The sequence below is a fragment of the Streptomyces sp. NPDC088124 genome (assembly GCF_040685895.1).
Taxonomy (GTDB): domain Bacteria; phylum Actinomycetota; class Actinomycetes; order Streptomycetales; family Streptomycetaceae; genus Streptomyces.
Genome location: NZ_JBFBJB010000006.1, coordinates 214,194 through 232,383 on the forward strand (window position 1 = coordinate 214,194; position 18,190 = coordinate 232,383).

Consider the following 18,190-nt stretch of genomic DNA (forward strand, 5'->3'; position numbering starts at 1 on the left):
GCCACCTGATCGCCGGTCGTCGCGTCGAACTCGCCCTTCGCCGCCTCCTCCGCGTGGACCGGCCGCACCGCCGTGTAGTCCGTCCCCGCCATCACCTTCAGCGTCGCGCCCTGCTGCTTCACCGCCCGCAGCTCGCTGCCCGGCAGCGCCGCCGCCAGGGACTTCGCCGAGCGGTCCCAGCGCGGGTCGTACATCACCACCGTCCGCTGCACCTCGCTCCCGTCCGAGCCGAGCGGCGCGCCGGTGGTACGGAAGCCGGTGGCGTGCAGCGCGTCGTCGACCTGTTGGCCGAGGCCGTCGATCCGCGTCCCGTTGTAGACCTGTACGCGGATCTCCCGGGGGCTCACCGCGACGACCGTGGCCTTCCCGGCGGCCGGGGAGCCGGGCCCCTGCCGGTGCGGCGGCGTCAGCGGTCTGTCCTCGCGCAGCGCCTGGAAGAGCCGCTTCGACTTCACCGGGTCCCACTTCACCGTGGCGCCGACGCCCTTGACCGGGACCGAGGCACCGCCGCCGGCCAGCGGTACGGACGTGAACTCCGACGAGGCGGGCGAGAAGCCGCGCATCGCCTCGTTGACGGCGAGCATCTGCTCGGCGCCGAACCCGGTGTCGGCCCGTACCGAGCCCAGGACCGTCGAGGTGACCTCCTTGAACCGCACCGGGTTCAGCAGCACCCCGCTGCTGGTCGCCCGGCTGATCAGGGCGGCCACGAAGCGCTGCTGGCGCTCCATCCTGCCGAGGTCGGCGGCGCCGTCGACATGACGGGACCGTACGTACTGAAGGGCCTCGCCGCCGTTCATCCGGTGCGTGCCGGGCGCCAGATCGAGGCCGGTGTACGAGTCCTTCATCGGCCGGGTCGTACAGATCTCCACCCCGCCCACCGCGTCCACCGTCTTCATGAAGCTCGTGAAGTCGACCTCCAGGTAGTGGCTGATCTTCACCCCCGTCATGCGCTCGACGGTACGGACGGTCAGATTCGGCCCGCCCTCCGCGTACGCCGCGTTCAGCTTCACCGGGTGCGGGTCGTGCTGCTTCCCCGTGGTGGTGTCGGTGTGGTCGGGCAGCTCGGCGAAGCTGTCGCGGGGCAGGCTCACCACGCTCGCGCGCCGCCCGTCCGCCGAGAGGTGGACCAGCATGATCGTGTCGGTGCAGTGGCAGGGCTCGCCCCCGAGGCGGTACTTCTGCCGCTCCTCCTCGGTGATCTTGTCGCGGCCGTCGGTGCCGACGAGCAGCAGGTTCAGCCCGCGGCCCGCGCCCGGCCGGTTCTTCATGTCCTTGAACGGGTCGATCCGCCCGATCCCGGAGTCCAGGCTGGTCATGACGGCGTGGCCGATGCCGCCCGCCCCCAGGACCAGGACGGAGAGGGCCGTCGCCATGCGCATCCCCCAGCGGGGCCGCCCGGCCCTGCCGCCCTTCCCCGGCCCGCTCCCGCCAGGGCCCCGGGCTCCGGCGCGGGTGCCGGCGCGCGCCGTCGTGGTGTCCGGTCGGCGGCGTGCGTCCGGCCGGCGGGTGGTGCGGGGCGGCGTGGGCACGAGGGACACCTCCGCGGTGCGTGTGAGCGGACCGTGAGCGCATTACCGGTGGACCGTGAGCGGACCGTGAGCACGGTAGGCCCATACGATCAGCGCCCCCGGTGCGCAACCGGGCGGCGCGCTCAGCTGTCCCCCGTTCGCGGTAACGTGGGCGGACCGACCACAGCCCCGCCGTCTCGAACGCGCCCCCGCCCGAAGGCCCCGAAGGACCCCATGCCTGCCCTGCCTCCCGCAGTCTCCGTGATCATGCCGGTGCTCAACGAGGAACGTCATCTGAGGAACTCCGTCCGGCACATCCTGGAGCAGGAGTACGAGGGTGACATGGAGGTGGTCATCGCCCTGGGCCCGTCCACGGACCGTACGGACGAGATCGCCGCGGAGCTGGTACGGGAGACCGCGTCCCACCCGCGCGCCCGGGTGCAGACCGTGCCCAACCCGACGGGCCGCACCCCCGCAGCGCTCAACGCGGCGATCAAGGCGTCCAAGCACCCCGTCGTCGTACGGGTCGACGGCCACGGCATGCTCTCGCCGGACTACATCGCGACCGCCGTCCGGCTGCTGGAGGAGACCGGCGCGCAGAACGTCGGCGGCATCATGCACGCCGAGGGCGAGAACGACTGGGAGCACGCGGTCGCCGCCGCCATGACGTCGAAGATCGGCGTCGGCAACGCGGCCTTCCACACCGGAGGCCGGGCGGGCCCCGCCGAAACCGTGTATCTGGGTGTCTTCCGGCGCGAGGCGCTGGAGCAGCAGGGCGGCTACAACGAGGAGTTCATCCGTGCCCAGGACTGGGAGCTGAACTTCCGGATCCGCGAGTCCGGCGGCGCGATCTGGTTCTCCCCGGAGCTGCGCGTCCAGTACCGCCCGCGCCCCTCGGTCCGCGCGCTCGCCAAGCAGTACAAGGACTACGGCCGCTGGCGCCATGTCGTCGCTCGCTACCACTCCGGCTCGATCAACCTCCGCTACCTCGCCCCGCCGGCGGCCGTCTGCGCCATCGCCGCGGGCCTCGTCGTCGGCGCGGTGCTCACGCCCTGGGGCCTCGTCGTGCCGGGCGGCTACCTCGCCGCGATCGTGGCCGGCTCCGTACCGGCGGGCAAGGGTCTGCCGCTCAAGGCCCGGCTCCAGATCCCGGTGGCGCTGGCCACCATGCACATGTCGTGGGGGTACGGCTTCCTCACCAGCCCGAAGGCGCTGGCGAAGAAGGTCATCGCGAGCCGCCGCCCGGCCGCCCGCACGGTCGAGGCCGACGCCTAGGGCCTGTGTGGAATTCTCTCGCGGCGTCGCGTGCCCCGGCACCCGTGCTCGCGGCGTTGTCGTCGGTTGACGATGCTCCGCATCGCCGCCCTCCTCCGCCTTGCGATCACAGGCACCAGACCCCGCTCCTTCCTCCACGCGAGAACTCCACACAGGCCCTGGGGAAAGCACGGGGAGCCCGCCCCGGAACGCCGACGCGCCCCCGTACAGCGGTGTACGGGGGCGCGTCGCGTACGTACGCGGACGCGGGCCGCGGTACGGCGGCCCTCAGAAGCGGTAGGGCGCGTACACGTCCATGCACGCGTCCTTCTCCGAGCCGTTGATGGCGTCCGCCGTGTCCGGGACCCCGCCCGCGGCCGGTGCGCTCTCCTTCGGGAAGGACGAGCCCTCGCGCCAGTCGGCGCCCACGACCACCGTGACGCCCGAGACGTCCGTGGAGCGCTTCACCGAACTCGTCGGGATCCCGAGGGCCTTGGCGACCGCCTGGGCGTTCCCCTCCAGGTCCGCGCTCGGATAGCTGACCGTGGTCGTCTCCTGGGGCGACTGCTGCCCGTCCGCCTTCGTCAGGGTGTAGCCCTTGGCCACGAGGGCGCCGGCGATGTCGGTGGCACGGCCCTGCACGGGCGTCTGCGCGCCGCCGGTGCCGTTGCGTACCATCACCCCGGTCTCGGCGGGTGTCGTCGTCGGCTCCTGGAGGGCGTCCTCCGCGGCCTTCTTCCGCTTGGCCGCCGCGGCGGCGGCCGCCTTGTCCTCGGCCGAGTCGCCGTTGCTGTCGAAGGCCACGTCGTCCCGGACCATGGCCCACAGGTGCTCCGCGTCGGCGCCGCCGGCCACGAGATGGTTCGCGTCCTGGGGGTCGGTCACGGTCGGCATCGTCGTCATGGTGAGCCGGTCGGTCGGCACGCTCTTGAGCTGCATGGCGAGATCGAACAGCTTCTTGACCGTACCGATCTCCTCCGACACCTCCAGCGACTTCGTGGCCGCCTCGGCCAGACCGGTCAGCCGGGGCGTGTCGGTGAAGACGTTCTGTGACTTCAGCTCGCGGATCATCGCGTTCATGTACATGTGCTGGGCCTTGGCCCGGCCGAGGTCGCTCTCGAAGGCGTGCCGGGTACGCAGCCACTGGAGGGCCTGCTCGCCCTGGATCCGGTGCTTGCCGGCCGTGAGCTTGAGACCGGAGCCGCCGGGCACCCCGGGCAGGGGCCGGTCCCAGACGTTGTCCTTGACGCAGACCTCGACGCCGCCGATCGCGTCGGCCATCTTCACCACACCGGAGAAGTCGATCGTCATCCAGTGGTCGATGTAGACGCCGGTCAGCTTCTCCCAGGTGGAGAGGGTGCAGCCGGGGCCGCCGCGCGCCAGTGTCTCGTTGATGATCGTGTTCGTCGCGGGGTGGACCGTGCCGGTCTCCGCGTCCTTGCACTCGGGGATGTCGACCCGGGTGTCCCGGGGGATGCTCACGACCGAGGCGTTCTTCCGGTCGGCGGAGACATGGACGAGCATCTGGACGTCCGCGAGGGGCGGGCTGCCCACGGAGCCCCTGCTGCCGCCGAGTTCGACGTTCTCCGGCTTGTTGCGGCTGTCGGAGCCGATCAGCAGGATGTTCAGCGGCCGCTGGCCCGCCGAGTTGGCCGCGGGCTGGTCCAGGCCGCTGGAGCCGTTGCTCCGCTCGCCGCTGCGGATGTTGCCGTTGAGGTGGCGGTAGTACAGATAACCGGCGCCGGCCGTCCCGAGTATGAGGAGCGAGAGCACGGCGGCGGCCCAGCGGAGTATGCGGCGGACTCGGGGGCGCCGGCCCTTGGCCCCGTTCGCACCGCCGGAGCCGTTCGCGCCGCCCACACCGCCTGTGCCACCCGTGGCGCCGGTGCCGGTCGTGCCGGTCGCGGTCTCCGGGCCGTCCGCCGTGCTTCCGGCGTTCCGCGCGTGCACCGTACGGTTCGCGGGCACCGTACGGTCCGTGCCGTCGGCGGTGGGACCGGCGTCTTTGCCGTCTTTGCCGCCCTTTCCGCCCTCCGCGCTCCCGTTCGCGCCGCCGGGCGCGCCGTCCCCGTACAGGCTGTCGTCCCAGCCCAGTTCCCCGGCGTGTGGGCCGCGTTCGCGCGCCTCTTCCCGCCGTACACCGCTCGTACCCACCGGATCCCCCTGTGGCCCTGTCGTTTGGATCTTGCCGGGCTCGCGTGCCCTGGCACCGCGCCTCGCCGCGTTGTCGTCAGTCGGCGACGCTCCGCGTCGCCTCCCTCCTCCGCCTTGCGATCCACGGCACCAGCCCCCGCTCCCTGATCCGGCCAGATCCAAACGACAGGGCCCAGGCCGGCCGTACGAGCCGGTGCTCACGTGTCACTTCGCGCAGACCTGCTTGTCCGCTTCGACCTTCTGCACACCTTCCGGCGCCTTCGCCGCTCCGGTGATGGGCACTCCCGCGCCCTTGAAGTCCCCGCCGAGGGTCAGCGTCATCGCCTCAAGACCCACCGCGTCCTCCGTGCCGGGCTTGAGCGCCGAGGCGGGCAGCCCCATCATCTCCGCGAGGGCGCGCGCCTGGTCCGCCTGGTTCGGCGCGTACTCCAGGGTGGTCTTCGCCACGTTCGCCGGGGCGTTGCCCTTGTTGGTGGACTTCGGCACGCCCTCGGTGTTCTGGAGCCAGTTGAGCGTCTCCTGCGCCGAGCCCTGCGGACCGCCGCCGTTGAAGACGTCGACCCGTACATCGGCCGGATCGGCCTTGTCGCCCTTCAGCAGCGCTTCCTGCTTGCTCGCGGCGGCTTCCTTGTCGGCCTTCTCCTTCGCCTCCACCTCGGTCAGCGAGACGTCGTTCTGCATCATCGAGAACAGCGGCTTCGCCTTGGCCTCGTTGACGACGACGGTGGCCTTGACGACCTCCGCCGGGTTGTCGAGGACCGGCAGTGTGGTGAAGGTGATGTTCTTGGCCGGGACCTTCGCCATCTCCTGGGCCAGATCGCTCAGCTTCTTGATGCTGCCGATGCCGGTGTCGACCGTCAGCGCCTGCGTGGCCGCCTCCGCCAGGCTGAACAGCTTGCTGGGGCTGGTCAGGGTGTCGCCGGACTTCATCGTCCGGATCATCGAGCTGAGGAACTGCTGCTGGGTCTGGATCCGGGTGAGGTCGCTCTCGTCGCCGAAGGCGTGGCGCGTGCGGACGAAGGCGAGTGCCTGTTCCCCGTCGATGACCGTCTTGCCCCTCTTCAGCTTGAGCTTGGACTTCGGGTCGTCGATGTCCTTGTCCACACAGACCTCGACCCCGCCGACGGCAGTGGACAGCGTCTTCACCGCGTTGAAGTCGGCCATCATGAAGTGGTCGACCTCGATGCCGGTCAGCTCCTTGACCGTACGCATCGTGCAGCCCGGGTCCCGGTCGTCCTGGCCGAGGCTCGTGTTGAAGCGGACCTGCTGCGAGCCGGGGATCACCGTGGTGCCCGAGTCCGTCTTGGTCTCGCAGTCGGGGATGTCGGTGATCAGATCGCGCGGGATGGAGACCACCGTCGCGTTGGAGCGGTCCTTCGCGACGTGGAAGAGCAGTGTGGTGTCGGCATGGCCGACGCTGCCCTTGTCCCCGTAGCCCTCGTTGCCCGCGCCGGTCCGCTTGTCCGTGCCGATCACCAGGATGTTGACGGGCTGGTCCTTCTTGAAGCCGCCGCTGCCCGCGCCCTCGACATCGATCGTGGCGATGTTGCCGTTGAAGTGCTCGTACGCGGCGTACGCGGCGATGGAGCCGCCCACCAGGACGAAGCCCATCACCCCGCCGGTCCAGATCAGCGCCTTCTTCTTGCCCGTCTTCTTGGGCTTGCGCTTGCGCCGCCCCGGGGCCGCCGCAGCGGACTCGGCGGCCGGTCCCTTGCCCGCGCGCCGGCTGCGCTGTCCGGGGACGTCGGCGCGCTGCCCCCCGCTCCCGCTCCCGCCGCCGGCTGTGTCGGCGTTACGGCTCCGGCCGCCCGACCGGGGGCCCTGGGGCGTGGCGGAGCTGTCCTGCGGGGCAGGCCTCTTCCTTCTGCCACCGGCGCCTGCGGTGGGCGCGGGGGCGGCCGGCGGCTGCCCTTCGGAGTGGTCCAGTCGCAGCTCGTAGTTACCTGTCTGCGGGTTGAGGACCCACTGGTCGGCGGGGTCGATCTCGTCCGCCTGTCCACGGCTTTGCGCATCCACGGTTGCTTGAATCCTCCGTCGGTGCCACGCGAGGCGTCTTCCCCCGAAGACGCTCGGTTTTCGATCCAGCAGTGTGCGACCGTACGGCCGGACGCACCGGATCGCGTCACACTATCCGCCCAGTTCAACGTCGAGCGACGTCCGTGACAAATTCCTCACCCCTTACAAGCGGGCAATCTGCCCAATCTCCATGGAGTGTGCGCTTCTCTTTGCCAATTGCTTTACCCGCACATGCCCGCCTCGGCATTGGAACCCGTGAAAGTCGGCGCCGGAGTGCTGCTCGGAGAGGGTGCCTCGGACGAGGGCAGCGCGGCCGGGGAACTCTTGTCCGACGGCGATTTCGAGTCCGATTCCGGTGCCGATTCCGAGGCCGACGGTGACGCGGCGTCGGATGCCGGGTACGTCTCGGTGTCCGCGACGGTGTCGGCGTCGGTGTCGGTGTCGGTGTCCGCCGGTGAGGTTTCCGTGTCGATCGTGACGGGTTCGTCGTCCCGCAGCCGCTCGAAAAGCTTCCTCGCGCTGGACTCGACGAGCTCGTCGCGGTTCGGGTCCAGCGCGTACGGCTGCCGGGGCACCGTCAGGAACTGCACCTTCTCCACCGGCACACCCCGCATCGAACTGGCCAGGTTGTACAGGTCGGTCAGGCTGTTCAGCCCCGCGTCGGTGGTGATCGACCGTGTCACCGCGTCCAGCACCGGATAGAGCCGCGTCGGGTTGAGCAGCACCCCGTCGCTCTGCACCTTCTTGAACAGGGCGCCGAGGAAACGCTGTTGCCGGTCCATGCGCTGGGTGTCGCTGCCGTCGCCGATGCCGTGCCGCGCCCGTACGTAACCGAGCGCCTGCTCCCCGGTGAGCGTCTGGCGGCCCTTCGGGAGCTTGAGGCGTGCCTGCTCGTCGTCGACCGGGTCCTTCAGGCAGACCTCGACACCGTCGACCGCGTCCACGGTGTCCTCGAAGCCGCTGAAGTCGATCACGATGTGGTGGTCGACGCGGATGCCGGTGAGCTTCTCGATCGTACGGATGGTGCACGCGGCGCCACCGAACTGGAACGCCCAGTTGAACTGCGCGAACTGGGCCCTGGTGCGGCTGCCGTCCGCGGAACGGCAGCTCGGTATCTCCACCATCAGGTCGCGCGGTATCGACATCGCCGTCGCGCTCTTCCGGTCGGCGGCGAGGTGCAGCAGGATCGTGGTGTCGGAGCGCTGCGAACCGCCGTCGTCCTGCCCGTACTTGCCGTTGCCCTTGCCCGCGCGGCTGTCGGAGCCGATGAGCAGGATGTTCTGCGCGTCCAGGGCGACCGGGGTGGGGCGTTCCCGCTCGTACGTGTGGAGTTCGGCGGCGGCCGTGGTGTCGGTGGTGATGTTCCGGTCGAGCGTGCGGTAGGCCCACCAGCCGGCGCCGGAGGCCCCGAGCAGGAGGACGGAGGCCGCGGCCGCGGTCCAGCGCAGCCAGCGCCGGTTGCGACGGGGCGGGGCGCCGGCCTCGGCATCGTTGTCGGCCTGCTGGGTGCTTCCGGCCTGTTCGGCGTTCCCGGCCTGTTCGGCGGTCTCGGCCTGCTGGGCGCTTCCGGCCTGCCCGGCGTTCCCGGCCTGTTCGGCGCTCCCGTTGGTTCTGGTTCCGGTTATGTCGGCGCTGTCTTCGTCGTCAGCGCTGTCGTCACGGAGTGCGGTGCCCGCCTCGGCTTCTTCGGAGTCCTCCGGCGTGGTGGAATCCGTGGACTTCTTCTCCGGCTCGGGCGGCGTGCCAGCACTTTCGGTCACGTCTTCGTCCATCCTTCAAGGCGTCGGCGGCACACACGGGCCGCCGGTCGCTGTCGTAGACGGGCGAGCGCCACGCTTGGTTGTGCTGTGCGCCGCAGGTTTCGCCGATCATGTACTGCGGTTTGGTCACGGCGCTGTGAGCGGTGGCGCACGAAGGAGGAACGGACCGGGGCGGGGCCCAGGTCAGACGGCGCTGTCGGTCACCCGCTCACTGGTCACGCGCTCCGCGAGCGCCGCCGCCGGCAACTGGTCGAGATGGCGGCAGAGTACGACGGAGCCGCCCGCCGCGAGGGGTGCGAACAGCCCCGCCGAGAGCCCCTCCCAGCTCTCGTACCCGAGCCCCGACAGCAGCCGCGAACCGGGCCCGAGCCCCCGCTCCGCCGCGTCCCCGCGCGCCCGCGCGAGCAGCGCGGCCGAGGTCAGCTCCGTACCGCCGACCCGGAGCGCGGGCGCGTCCGGGTCCACCGGGGCGTACGGCGCGAACCGGTCGCCTTGGCCCGGCACCTCCACGGCGTAGTCGAGGAACCCCTCCGGCGGCTGCGGGAACCGGCCGCCGAGCGGGCGCAGCGCGAGCGCCACCCGCTCGCCGGCGCAGGCGCGCGCCGCGGCGAGCGACTCGGGGGCGGGCCCGCTGACGACGAGATCGGCCGCGGCCGGGTCGCCGCCGATCTCGGCCGTCACGCCCACCGAGGAGCAGGCGAGCAGCCAGACCGCGCTCTGCCAGTGCGCGGGCAGCAGCAGCGCCAGCCGGTCGCCCGGCTCCGCGGACAGCTCGCCCTGGAGGAGGTTGGCGGTCTTGGACACCCAATTGGCGAAGGTGGCCACGGACAATTCGACGCGTTCACCGGTGGCGTCGTCGTAGAAGGTGATCAAGGGGCGGGCCGGGTCCGCGGCGAGAGCGGATCGCAGCAGGTCGGCGGGGGTATGGTCGCTGGCGTTCATCGGAGAAAGGGTACGCGGACGGTGTACGCGACCGCCCCCGTACCGGTGACGGGGTACGCCGGTCGGCCGACGGCCCGTCAGTTTTCCCGCCGAGCGGGTCGTGGGGCGCGCGCCGAGGATCGGCCCATGCGTGCCTACCTTGCAACCTCGATCGGCGTGGTGTGCACCGCCGTACTCGTCCTCCCGCTGTCGCGGCCGTCGGGGGCGCTCGCCGCGTCCCCGGCCGCCCCGCCGGCCAGTCAGCAGGCCGGCCCCCGGACCGGCCCCGGGGCCGCCCACCCCGCCGGGACGCCCGCGGGGGCCGTGCCGGGCTCCACCGAGTCCGTACCCCTGCGGCCGCTCGGCTCCCCGCGGTCGTCCGGCTCCGCCGCGGAGCCGGGTGTGGCCTCCCGGGAGGTACGGCCGTTCTCGCTGCTCGGCGTCGTCTGGGACGACGCCGACGACGAACTGCGCGGCACCGTCCAGGTCCGTACCCGCTCGGCCACCACCCACGTCTGGTCCGGCTGGCAGGACGTCGAGACGCACAACCAGGAGCACGGCGCCGACCCCGGGACGCAGGAGCGGGACTCGGGGACGGTGCGCGGCTCGACCGCGCCGCTGTGGGTGGGTGGTTCGGACGGCGTGGAGCTGCGGGTACGGGCCACCGCGGAACCGGACGGGACGGGACCGGTCCGCCCGCTGCTCCCGCGGGGGCTGCGGCTGGAGCTGATCGACCCGGGCGACGAGCCGGCCCCGCAGACAGGCGCACAGCCAACGACGCAGGGGACCGGTACGGCGGTCGGCGCCCCCGTCGGCATGGAGACGGGAACGTCCCCCGCGAACGGCACCATGACCGGCGGGACGACGGGCCTCGCCCCCGTCATGTCCGCCGAGGACATGGCCAGTTCGTCCGCCAACGAAGGGCTCGCGTCGCTGGGCGCCGCCGAGATCCCCGCCCTCACCAAGGCGGAGGCCGAGGTGGAGGTGTCCGACGCCACCACGCGGGCGTACGCCGCGCCGCGCCCGCGCATCGTCACCCGCAAGGGGTGGGGCGCCGACGAGTCGCTGCGCGAGAAGAAGTTCGGCTACTCGGGCACGGTGAAGGCCGCGTTCGTGCACCACAGCGGGACCGGCAACAACTACACCTGCCGGCAGACGCCCTCCGTTCTGCGCGGTATCTACCGGTACCACGTCAAGAGCAGCGGCTGGCGGGACTTCGGCTACAACTTCGCCGTCGACAAATGCGGAACCATCTACGAAGGGCGGGCCGGAGGCGTGGCCAGGCCGGTGCTGGGCGCGCACACGTTCGGGTTCAACACGAACACGACGGGCATCGCCGTCCTCGGCTCGTACAACCGCACGAACCCGCCGTCGGCGGCCACCACCGCCGTCGCCCGGCTCACCGCGTGGAAGCTCGGTCTGCACGGGGTGAACCCGCGTGCCAAGGTGACCCTGACGTCCGGGGGCAGCGGGAAGTACGGGAAGGGCGCGCGGGTCCGCCTGCACACCGTTTCCGGTCACCGGGACGGGTTCAGCACCGACTGCCCGGGAAGCCGCCTGTACGGGAAGCTCGGCTCCGTACGCGCGAAGGCGGCCGGGTACCAGGGCCGCTGACGCCGGATCAGGGACGCTGACGTCTTGAGGGGCCGCTGACAACGGCCGGTTCTTCGGGTGTACGCCTGTATGTATGTGCGTATGTACGTATGCACGAGGAATCGGCCCCAGAGGGAAGCGGAGACGACACGGTGACTGAAGCGATCCTTCTGGTCGGCGGCAAGGGCACCCGGCTGCGGCCCCTGACGGCGCGCACCCCGAAGCCCATGGTCCCGGCGGCGGGCGTCCCCTTCCTCACGCACCAGTTGGCGCGTGCGCGGGCGGCGGGGGTCGAGCACGTCGTCCTCGCCACGTCGTACCTCGCGGAGGTCTTCGAACCGTACTTCGGGGACGGTTCGGCGCTCGGGCTGAGCCTGGAGTACGTGACCGAGCGCGATCCGCTCGGCACGGGCGGCGCGCTGCGCAACGTGGCGTCGCGGCTGTACTCGGGGCCCGACGAGCCGGTGCTGATCTTCAACGGCGACATCCTGACGGGCCTCGACATCCGGGCGCTCGTCGCGACGCACACCGCGTCGGGGGCGGATGTCTCGCTGCACCTCACCCGGGTCGCGGACCCGCGCGCCTTCGGCCTGGTGCCGACGGACGGGGACGGGCGGGTGACGGCGTTCCTGGAGAAGCCGGGGGCCCCGGAGGAGATCGTCACCGACCAGATCAACGCGGGCGCGTACGTCTTCAGACGCTCGGTGATCGACGCCATCCCGGCGGGCCGGCCGGTCTCCGTGGAGCGGGAGACCTTCCCGGGCCTGCTGGCCGAGGGGGCCCATCTCCAGGGCATGGTCGACTCGACGTACTGGCTGGACCTGGGCACGCCCCAGGCGTTCGTACGGGGCTCCGCCGACCTCGTCCTGGGCCGCGCCCCGTCCCCGGCGGTGCCGGGTCGCTGCGGCGAACGGCTGGTGCTGCCGACGGCCTCGGTGGCCGCCGGCGCGAAGCTCACTGCCGGCACGGTGGTCGGCGAGGGGGCCAGGGTCGGCGCGGGCGCGCGCGTGACGGGGAGCGCGCTGCTGGCCGGCGCGGTGGTGGAGCCCGGAGCGGTGGTCACGGACTCGCTTATCGGGGCGGGCGCGCGGGTGGGGGCCCGTACGGTCCTGTCGGGGGTGGTGGTCGGGGACGGCGCGGTGGTGGGCGCCGACAACGAACTGCGCGAGGGCGTACGTGTGTGGTGCGACGCGGTGCTCCCGGCGGGCGCGGTGCGCTTCTCGTCCGACGCGTAGCCGACCGCGCCGGGCCCGCCCCCGCGTGGTCGTCCGGTCCTCCGTGCGGTCCGGGCGGACCGCCCCGGCGGGGATGCCCTCCCCTGACGAAGGACGCCCTCCCGGGGGCTACCCTCGGGGTGACCCCGAGGGTAGCCCCCGGGACTTCACGATCCGGACGAGAGGCCCCAGGACCCCACCCGTGGCAGGACGCTTCGCCCCCCGCCCCGCGCGCGCCCCGTACCCCACGGGTCCCGTGCGCTCCGCGCCCGCGCCGGAGGGCCTGCGCCGCCGCTGGACGCCGCCGGACGGCGCGTACGACCTGGGGCTCACCCTGGGGCCGCTGCGGCGCGGCCCCGGCGACCCGACCTTCCGGGCCGAGCCGGGCGGCGCGGTGCGCCGCGCGAGCCGTACGCCCGCCGGGCCCGGCGCGCTGCGGCTCGTCGCGCGGGGCGGCGGCGTGGACGCCGAGGCGTGGGGCCCGGGCGCGGAGTGGCTGCTGGAGCACCTCCCGGAACTGCTCGGCGCGTCCGACGAGCCGGCCGCCTTCGTACCGCGCCACCGGCTCCTCGTCGGGGCCCTGCGGCGCAGACCGGGACTGCGGCTCTGCAGGACCGGGCTCGTACTGGAGTCGCTGATCCCGTCCGTGCTGGAGCAGAAGGTCACCACCGTCGAGGCGTACCGCGCCTGGCGCCTGCTGGTCCGCGCGCACGGCGAGCCCGCGCCGGGGCCGCCCCTCGCCTCCGGTGAGCCGCTCTACGTCATGCCCGACGCCAGGACCTGGGCGCTGATCCCTTCCTGGGAGTGGCACCGGGCAGGGGTCGACGCCAAGCGGTCCTCGACCATTCTGCGCGCCGTACGGGTCGCGGGACGGCTGGAGGAGGCCGCCGCCATGGAGCCCGAACAGGCGGCCGCCCGGCTGGAGTTGATCCCGGGCATTGGCCCCTGGACCTCGGCGGAGGTGATCCAGCGGTCCAACGGAGCCCCCGACGCCGTCACGGTCGGCGACCTCCACCTGCCGGGCATCGTCGGCCACGCGCTGGCCGACGACCGGCACGCGGACGACGCGGCGATGCTGGACCTCCTCACCCCGTACGCGGGCCAGCGCCACCGGGCGACCCGGCTGATCCTCCTCAGCGGACGCGTCCCGGCCCGCCGGGCACCCCGCATGCCGGTCCGCGACATCGCCCGTCTCTAGCGTGTTTCGAAAGTCCCGCCTGGCTCGCGACGCCTGGCAGGCACGCTCGCTGCGTTGTCGGAGTCGTCCACGTACGGCCAGGCCATCGAGGGCGCCGATCCTCCGCCTTGCGATCGCGCTCGGCGTCCACAGGACGAATCAAGGTGCCGAGACGGAGCGAGCGGAGCGAGTGCAGTGCACCAGACGCCGCAAGCCCCGCCCTGCGGGCGGACGGCGCTACTTTCGAAACACGCCCTGGGGCCCCTCGCTGCGGGCTCTGCCCCGTACGGCCACGGCGGTGCCGACGGCGACCCCCGCGAGCGCGGCGAGGACCACGACGTTCACCCAGCCCGGGACGAGTTCGAGGTGGGTGCCGTCGCCCCAGCGGCAGTGGCTCGACAGCGGCAGGAACCCTTCGGCCACGGTGAGGGGACCCGGGGGACCCTCACCACCCGGGGGGACGCTCACCGCCCGCTCGCAGGCGGTACTGAGTCCGCCGCTGTCCCAGCCGACGGACAGCCCGGCCACATAGGCCGGGAGCCCGGCGCCGAGACTCAGCGCGATCAGCTCCACCCCACGCCAGGGACCGCCGGCGGTACGGGCGAAGAACCAGCGCCGGCGGACGAGCAGATGGACGGCCTTGACCAGGAGCAGCACGACGCCGAACGGCATCGTGATGACCGCCGCGTCGATCAGGATGTCGGTGGGGTCCACGTTCGGGGACGGCTCTCTCTTCTCTCTCCTCGCGGCGGTCGTGGCCGCGCTCGGTCGCGACCGTCGTGACGCGTGCTAACGCACCTCGATGAACGCCTCCGGCGAGCGCCCCGGCCGTTCCTTCGGCGGGGCCGCCGCGTGGCCGACCGCGACCGTGCCCATCGGGTCCCACTCCTCGGGCAGGTCCAGGACGTCCCGTACGACCTCGCGGCAGAACATCGTCGACGAGACCCAGGCGGAGCCCAGCCGCTCGCCCGCCAGCGCGACCAGGAGATTCTGCACGCCCGCGCCCATCGCCACCGTGAACATCTCGCGCTCCGCGCCGTCCCGCCGGGCGTCGCCGTAGGTGTGCGAGCCGTCCGTCACCAGGCACGGCACCACGAGATACGGCGCCTTGCGCAGCACGTCACCGCGCCGGACGCGGCGGGCGATCGACTCCTCGGACTTACCGTCGCGGCGCAGGTCGGCGATCCACGCGTCGCGCATCGCGTCGAGGAGCCGCAGCCGCGATCCGGGGGATTCCAGCAGCACGAAGCGCCACGGTGTGGTGTGGTGCGGCGCCGGGGCCGTGATCGCCGCCGCGACCGCGCGGCGGACCGCGCCCGGGTCGACCGGCTCGTCGGTGAAGTCGCGGACGGTACGGCGCTGGGTGACCGCTTCCCGTACCGCCTCCGAGGTGCCGAGCCGGAACATGTCGTCGGCCGCGACCCGTATCAGCGCGCGGGCACCGGTGTCCGCGCCGTTTGCGTCGGCTGCGTCGTTTGCGTCATCCGCGTCGTCCCCTCCGGACACGGCGGACGGGCTCACGAGGTGTCCCAGCCCGCTCACCACCGCCACCGGCAGATTCCCGGTCTTGCCCTTCACCAGGTCACCGGCGGCCGCCAGCTCGTCCGCGAGGGCCACGACCGTCGCGGCCAGCGGATTGCCGTGCGCGTCCGTCCCGCCGCGCAGGTCCTCCAGGACCCGTACGCCCGCCGAGCCGATCGCCACATCCGTCAGCCCGTTGCGCCAGGGCCGCCCGAAGGTGTCCGTGACGATCACGCCGAGGTCGAGCCCGAGCGCGTCCCGCAGCCCCTCCCGTATCGCCCGCGCCGAGGCGTCGGAGTCCTCGGGCAGCAGCAGGACCGTGCCGGGCGCGGTGTTGGAGGCGTCGACCCCGGCCGCCGCCATGACGAGTCCCTGCCGGTTCTCGACGATGCGGAGGGGGCCGCGCCGGGCGACGACCCGTACCGTCTCCGCGTCGATCGCCGCCTCGCGGTCCGTCGCCTCGACGATCCGGCCCTCGGCCTTGGAGACGATCTTCGAGGTGACCAGCAGCACATCACCGTCGGCCAGCCCGGCCCCGGCCGCCGCGATCAGCTTCGCGAGGTCGTCGCCGGGGCGCACCTCGGGCAGTCCCGGCAGCGCGCGCACCCCGTACGAGGGGACCGCCGGCGCGGCGGACGCCCGATCCGTGCCGGAGCTCATGCCCGTACCTCCTCGGCCAGCGCCAGTGCCTCGCGTGCCATCGCGGCGGTGGCGGCCACGTCCGTCATCATCAGCGGGACCGCCCGGCTGCGGATGCCCGCGCCCTCGATCGCGGCCACCGCACCGGCGTCCACCGTGTCGACCAGCCAGCCGTCGAGCAGCCCGGAGCCGTAGTGCAGCGCGACCGCCGTCGCCGTCGCCTCGACACCGATCGCGGCGAGCACCTTGTCCGCCATTCCACGCACCGGCGCGTCCCCGACGATGGGGGAGAGGCCGACGACCGGCACGCCCGCCTCGGCGATGGCCTCCCTTATCCCGGGGACGGCCAGGATCGTGCCGATGCTGACCACCGGGTTCGACGGCGGGAAGAGGATGACGTCGGCGGCGCCGATCGCCTCCAGCACCCCGGGCGCCGGCTTGGCCTGATCCGCGCCGACCGGGACGATCGCCTGCGCGTCCACGGACGCCCGCAGCTTCACCCAGTACTCCTGGAAGTGCACGGCCTTGCGCTCGCCGTCAACGTCGACCGCGACATGGGTCTCCACGCGGTCGTCGGACATCGGCAGCAGCCGCACGCCCGGCTTCCAGCGGGCGCAGAGCGCCTCCGTCACGGCGCTCAGCGGATAGCCCGCGCCGAGCATCTGCGTACGGACTATATGAGTGGCGAAGTCGCGGTCGCCGAGCCCGAACCAGCCCGGCCCCACGCCGTACGCGGCCAGCTCCTCCTTGATCAGGAACGTCTCGTCGGTACGCCCCCAGCCCTGTTCCTCATTGATGCCACCGCCGAGGGTGTACATCACCGTGTCGAGGTCCGGGCAGACCTTCAGCCCGAACAGATGGATGTCGTCGCCGGTGTTGCCGATCACCGTGACGTCCGCGTCGGGCGCGGCCTGCTTGAGGCCGCGCAGGAAACGGGCGCCGCCGATGCCGCCGGCCAGAACCACGATGCGCATGCCCTGAATACTGTCAGGCGGGTACGACATCCTGGGCCGCCGGGGCGCAGCGGGCCGAGTGCATCGGCATCTCGGTCAGTCCCGGGTAGTAGATGTGCAGGCTCACGGCCGGTTCGATCGCGGCGTTGACCACTTCGTGGACATAACCGGGGGCGAAGACCCGCTGCGCGCCCGGCGTGAGCGTCCGGCTCCCGCTCTCCGAACGCTCCGTCAGTTCCCCGTCGAGCACCGTCAGTACGCCGGAGGAGCGGCCGTGGTCGTGCGATCCGCTGCCCTGTCCCGGCACCCAGGAGAGCAGCCACACCTCGTAGCCGGGCCCGGTGCGCAGCCGGTGGTACCAGCGGCTGGTGGCGTCGTACCGGACGTGCGGGGCCCACTGGGCGCGGTCGGCCGCGAGGGTACGGGCGAGGCCGGCGAACTCGGCCACGGTGACAGGGTGCTCCCGGGCGGGGCGGAGAAGGTGCTGGACCTCAAGGAGGTCGCCGGCGATCTGGATGTCGCTGTCGCTGTTCATGGGGTGCTGTGGTTCCTCGGCAGGGAAGGGACGTGCACTACTACCGGAAAAGGGGGAGGTGAGAGAGGTACGACCGGAGCCCGGAGGGCTTCAACAGCCGAAACAGCTCGAACAGCAACAGCGGGCCTGGACAGCACTGCGGAATCCACGGAGGTGGGTCGCGGGGTGCGTGCGGTGCGCTGGCATGAGACCTAAGGTCGCGAATCCCCTTCCGGATGTCAACTCAATGACCGATTTGGCCGCAATCTTTCACCACATCCGGTTGCTCCGTCCGGAGAAAGGTTTGCCCATGAAGAGGTGCGGACACATGGGGCAGCGACCGCGCTCGTAAACACCTCGGCGCCCTCGTGACCGGACTGTGATCCAGATCGCTTCCGCGCCCGGATCCGCAACAGGATCGGGGCACGTGACGTCTCTCCTGTCGGGAGAGGGCCGGGAGGTGATCGGAAGGGGTGATTGCGGTGGTGCGGGCAGGCCAGTGGCATGTGTCAGGTTTTTGGCGATTTGAACACTTTCCGCATAGCCTTGGTTCCGCAGAGTGAATACCGGGCCCAATAGCAGATCTCGGCTTGACCGGACCGGAGCACACACTTGTAATTTCACTCGTGTCGTTCGGCCGACTCGACAGCGGCCATACCCACGGGGACGCAAAAGACAGACGAGGGGCGCACATGACCGAGCTGTTCCAACAACTGCTGGTCGAGGACGCGGAAGAGGAACTCGGCTGGCAGGAGCGCGCCTTGTGCGCCCAGACCGATCCCGAGTCCTTCTTCCCCGAGAAGGGTGGTTCCACCCGCGAGGCCAAGAAGGTCTGCCTCGCCTGTGAAGTCCGGTCGGAATGCCTTGAGTACGCCCTCGCCAACGACGAGAGATTCGGCATCTGGGGCGGATTGTCCGAGCGCGAGCGGCGCCGCCTGAAGAAGGCCGCGATCTGAACGCCGTCGG

General features: G+C 71.9%; 14 protein-coding genes. 5 read left to right on the forward strand and 9 right to left on the reverse strand.

Going from position 1 to position 18,190, the window contains the following annotated elements; translation table 11 throughout:
• On the reverse strand, positions 1-1,379 hold a 1,379-nt coding region (locus AB0P17_RS07305; RefSeq protein WP_365808480.1), incomplete at its 3' end, for an LCP family protein.
• 363 nt (positions 1,380-1,742) lie between these two features.
• Between AB0P17_RS07305 and AB0P17_RS07310 the strand changes: the two genes are divergently transcribed.
• A complete protein-coding gene (locus AB0P17_RS07310; RefSeq protein WP_365808411.1) occupies positions 1,743-2,783 on the forward strand; it encodes a glycosyltransferase family 2 protein in 1,041 nt (346 codons plus the stop codon).
• A gap of 267 nt (positions 2,784-3,050) precedes the next feature.
• On the opposite strand, the gene AB0P17_RS07315 is transcribed toward AB0P17_RS07310, so the two are convergent.
• From AB0P17_RS07315 to AB0P17_RS07330, 4 genes are all read right to left on the reverse strand, one after another.
• Entirely contained in the window at positions 3,051-4,622 is a 1,572-nt protein-coding gene (locus tag AB0P17_RS07315) for an LCP family protein (protein ID WP_365808482.1), read from the reverse strand.
• Positions 4,623-5,120: 498 nt separating this feature from the next.
• Positions 5,121-6,932, reverse strand: a complete 1,812-nt coding sequence (locus AB0P17_RS07320) for an LCP family protein (RefSeq protein WP_365808413.1) — start codon at positions 6,930-6,932, stop codon at positions 5,121-5,123.
• A gap of 221 nt (positions 6,933-7,153) precedes the next feature.
• Positions 7,154-8,704 (reverse strand): LCP family protein, encoded by a 1,551-nt coding sequence (locus AB0P17_RS07325; RefSeq protein WP_365808415.1) that lies wholly within the window; start codon positions 8,702-8,704, stop codon positions 7,154-7,156.
• 171 nt (positions 8,705-8,875) lie between these two features.
• Positions 8,876-9,634: a TIGR03089 family protein gene (locus AB0P17_RS07330; RefSeq protein WP_365808416.1), complete on the reverse strand. Its 759-nt coding sequence runs from the start codon at positions 9,632-9,634 to the stop codon at positions 8,876-8,878.
• Between the two features lie 126 nt (positions 9,635-9,760).
• On the opposite strand from AB0P17_RS07330, the gene AB0P17_RS07335 reads away from it, so the two are divergent.
• From AB0P17_RS07335 to AB0P17_RS07345, 3 genes are all read left to right on the forward strand, one after another.
• Entirely contained in the window at positions 9,761-11,227 is a 1,467-nt protein-coding gene (locus AB0P17_RS07335) for a peptidoglycan recognition protein (RefSeq protein WP_365808418.1), read from the forward strand.
• Between the two features lie 131 nt (positions 11,228-11,358).
• Positions 11,359-12,441: an NDP-sugar synthase gene (locus AB0P17_RS07340; RefSeq protein ID WP_365808420.1), complete on the forward strand. Its 1,083-nt coding sequence runs from the start codon at positions 11,359-11,361 to the stop codon at positions 12,439-12,441.
• 181 nt (positions 12,442-12,622) lie between these two features.
• Positions 12,623-13,618, forward strand: a complete 996-nt coding sequence (locus tag AB0P17_RS07345) for a DNA-3-methyladenine glycosylase 2 family protein (protein ID WP_365808421.1) — start codon at positions 12,623-12,625, stop codon at positions 13,616-13,618.
• A gap of 216 nt (positions 13,619-13,834) precedes the next feature.
• Here AB0P17_RS07345 and AB0P17_RS07350 read toward each other — a convergent pair whose 3' ends face one another.
• From AB0P17_RS07350 to AB0P17_RS07365, 4 genes are all read right to left on the reverse strand, one after another.
• Positions 13,835-14,311, reverse strand: coding sequence for a hypothetical protein (locus AB0P17_RS07350; RefSeq protein WP_365808423.1), 477 nt, complete (start codon positions 14,309-14,311; stop codon positions 13,835-13,837).
• A 75-nt stretch (positions 14,312-14,386) separates the two neighbouring features.
• The gene (locus AB0P17_RS07355) at positions 14,387-15,778 is read right to left on the reverse strand and encodes a coenzyme F420-0:L-glutamate ligase (RefSeq protein WP_365808425.1); all 1,392 of its coding nucleotides are present in this window, start codon (positions 15,776-15,778) and stop codon (positions 14,387-14,389) included.
• Entirely contained in the window at positions 15,775-16,731 is a 957-nt protein-coding gene (gene cofD, locus AB0P17_RS07360; protein WP_365808426.1) for a 2-phospho-L-lactate transferase, read from the reverse strand. Before cofD ends, AB0P17_RS07355 begins: the two co-directional genes overlap by 4 nt.
• 13 nt (positions 16,732-16,744) lie before the next feature.
• Positions 16,745-17,245: a cysteine dioxygenase family protein gene (locus AB0P17_RS07365; RefSeq protein ID WP_365808428.1), complete on the reverse strand. Its 501-nt coding sequence runs from the start codon at positions 17,243-17,245 to the stop codon at positions 16,745-16,747.
• A 671-nt stretch (positions 17,246-17,916) separates the two neighbouring features.
• On the opposite strand from AB0P17_RS07365, the gene AB0P17_RS07370 reads away from it, so the two are divergent.
• Complete coding sequence (locus AB0P17_RS07370) at positions 17,917-18,180, forward strand: WhiB family transcriptional regulator (RefSeq protein ID WP_030742398.1); 264 nt, start codon at positions 17,917-17,919, stop codon at positions 18,178-18,180.
• Positions 18,181-18,190 lie beyond the last annotated feature (10 nt).

What these genes read in the sequence shown, in the direction of transcription:
- AB0P17_RS07310 (WP_365808411.1), top strand. Translation starts at nt 1,743, where the DNA reads ATGCCTGCCCTGCCTCCCGCAGTCTCCGTGATCATGCCGGTGCTCAAC.
- AB0P17_RS07325 (WP_365808415.1), bottom strand. Translation starts at nt 8,704, where the DNA reads ATGGACGAAGACGTGACCGAAAGTGCTGGCACGCCGCCCGAGCCGGAG.
- AB0P17_RS07330 (WP_365808416.1), bottom strand. Translation starts at nt 9,634, where the DNA reads ATGAACGCCAGCGACCATACCCCCGCCGACCTGCTGCGATCCGCTCTC.
- AB0P17_RS07335 (WP_365808418.1), top strand. Translation starts at nt 9,761, where the DNA reads ATGCGTGCCTACCTTGCAACCTCGATCGGCGTGGTGTGCACCGCCGTA.
- AB0P17_RS07355 (WP_365808425.1), bottom strand. Translation starts at nt 15,778, where the DNA reads ATGAGCTCCGGCACGGATCGGGCGTCCGCCGCGCCGGCGGTCCCCTCG.
- cofD (WP_365808426.1), bottom strand. Translation starts at nt 16,731, where the DNA reads ATGCGCATCGTGGTTCTGGCCGGCGGCATCGGCGGCGCCCGTTTCCTG.
- AB0P17_RS07365 (WP_365808428.1), bottom strand. Translation starts at nt 17,245, where the DNA reads ATGAACAGCGACAGCGACATCCAGATCGCCGGCGACCTCCTTGAGGTC.
- AB0P17_RS07370 (WP_030742398.1), top strand. Translation starts at nt 17,917, where the DNA reads ATGACCGAGCTGTTCCAACAACTGCTGGTCGAGGACGCGGAAGAGGAA.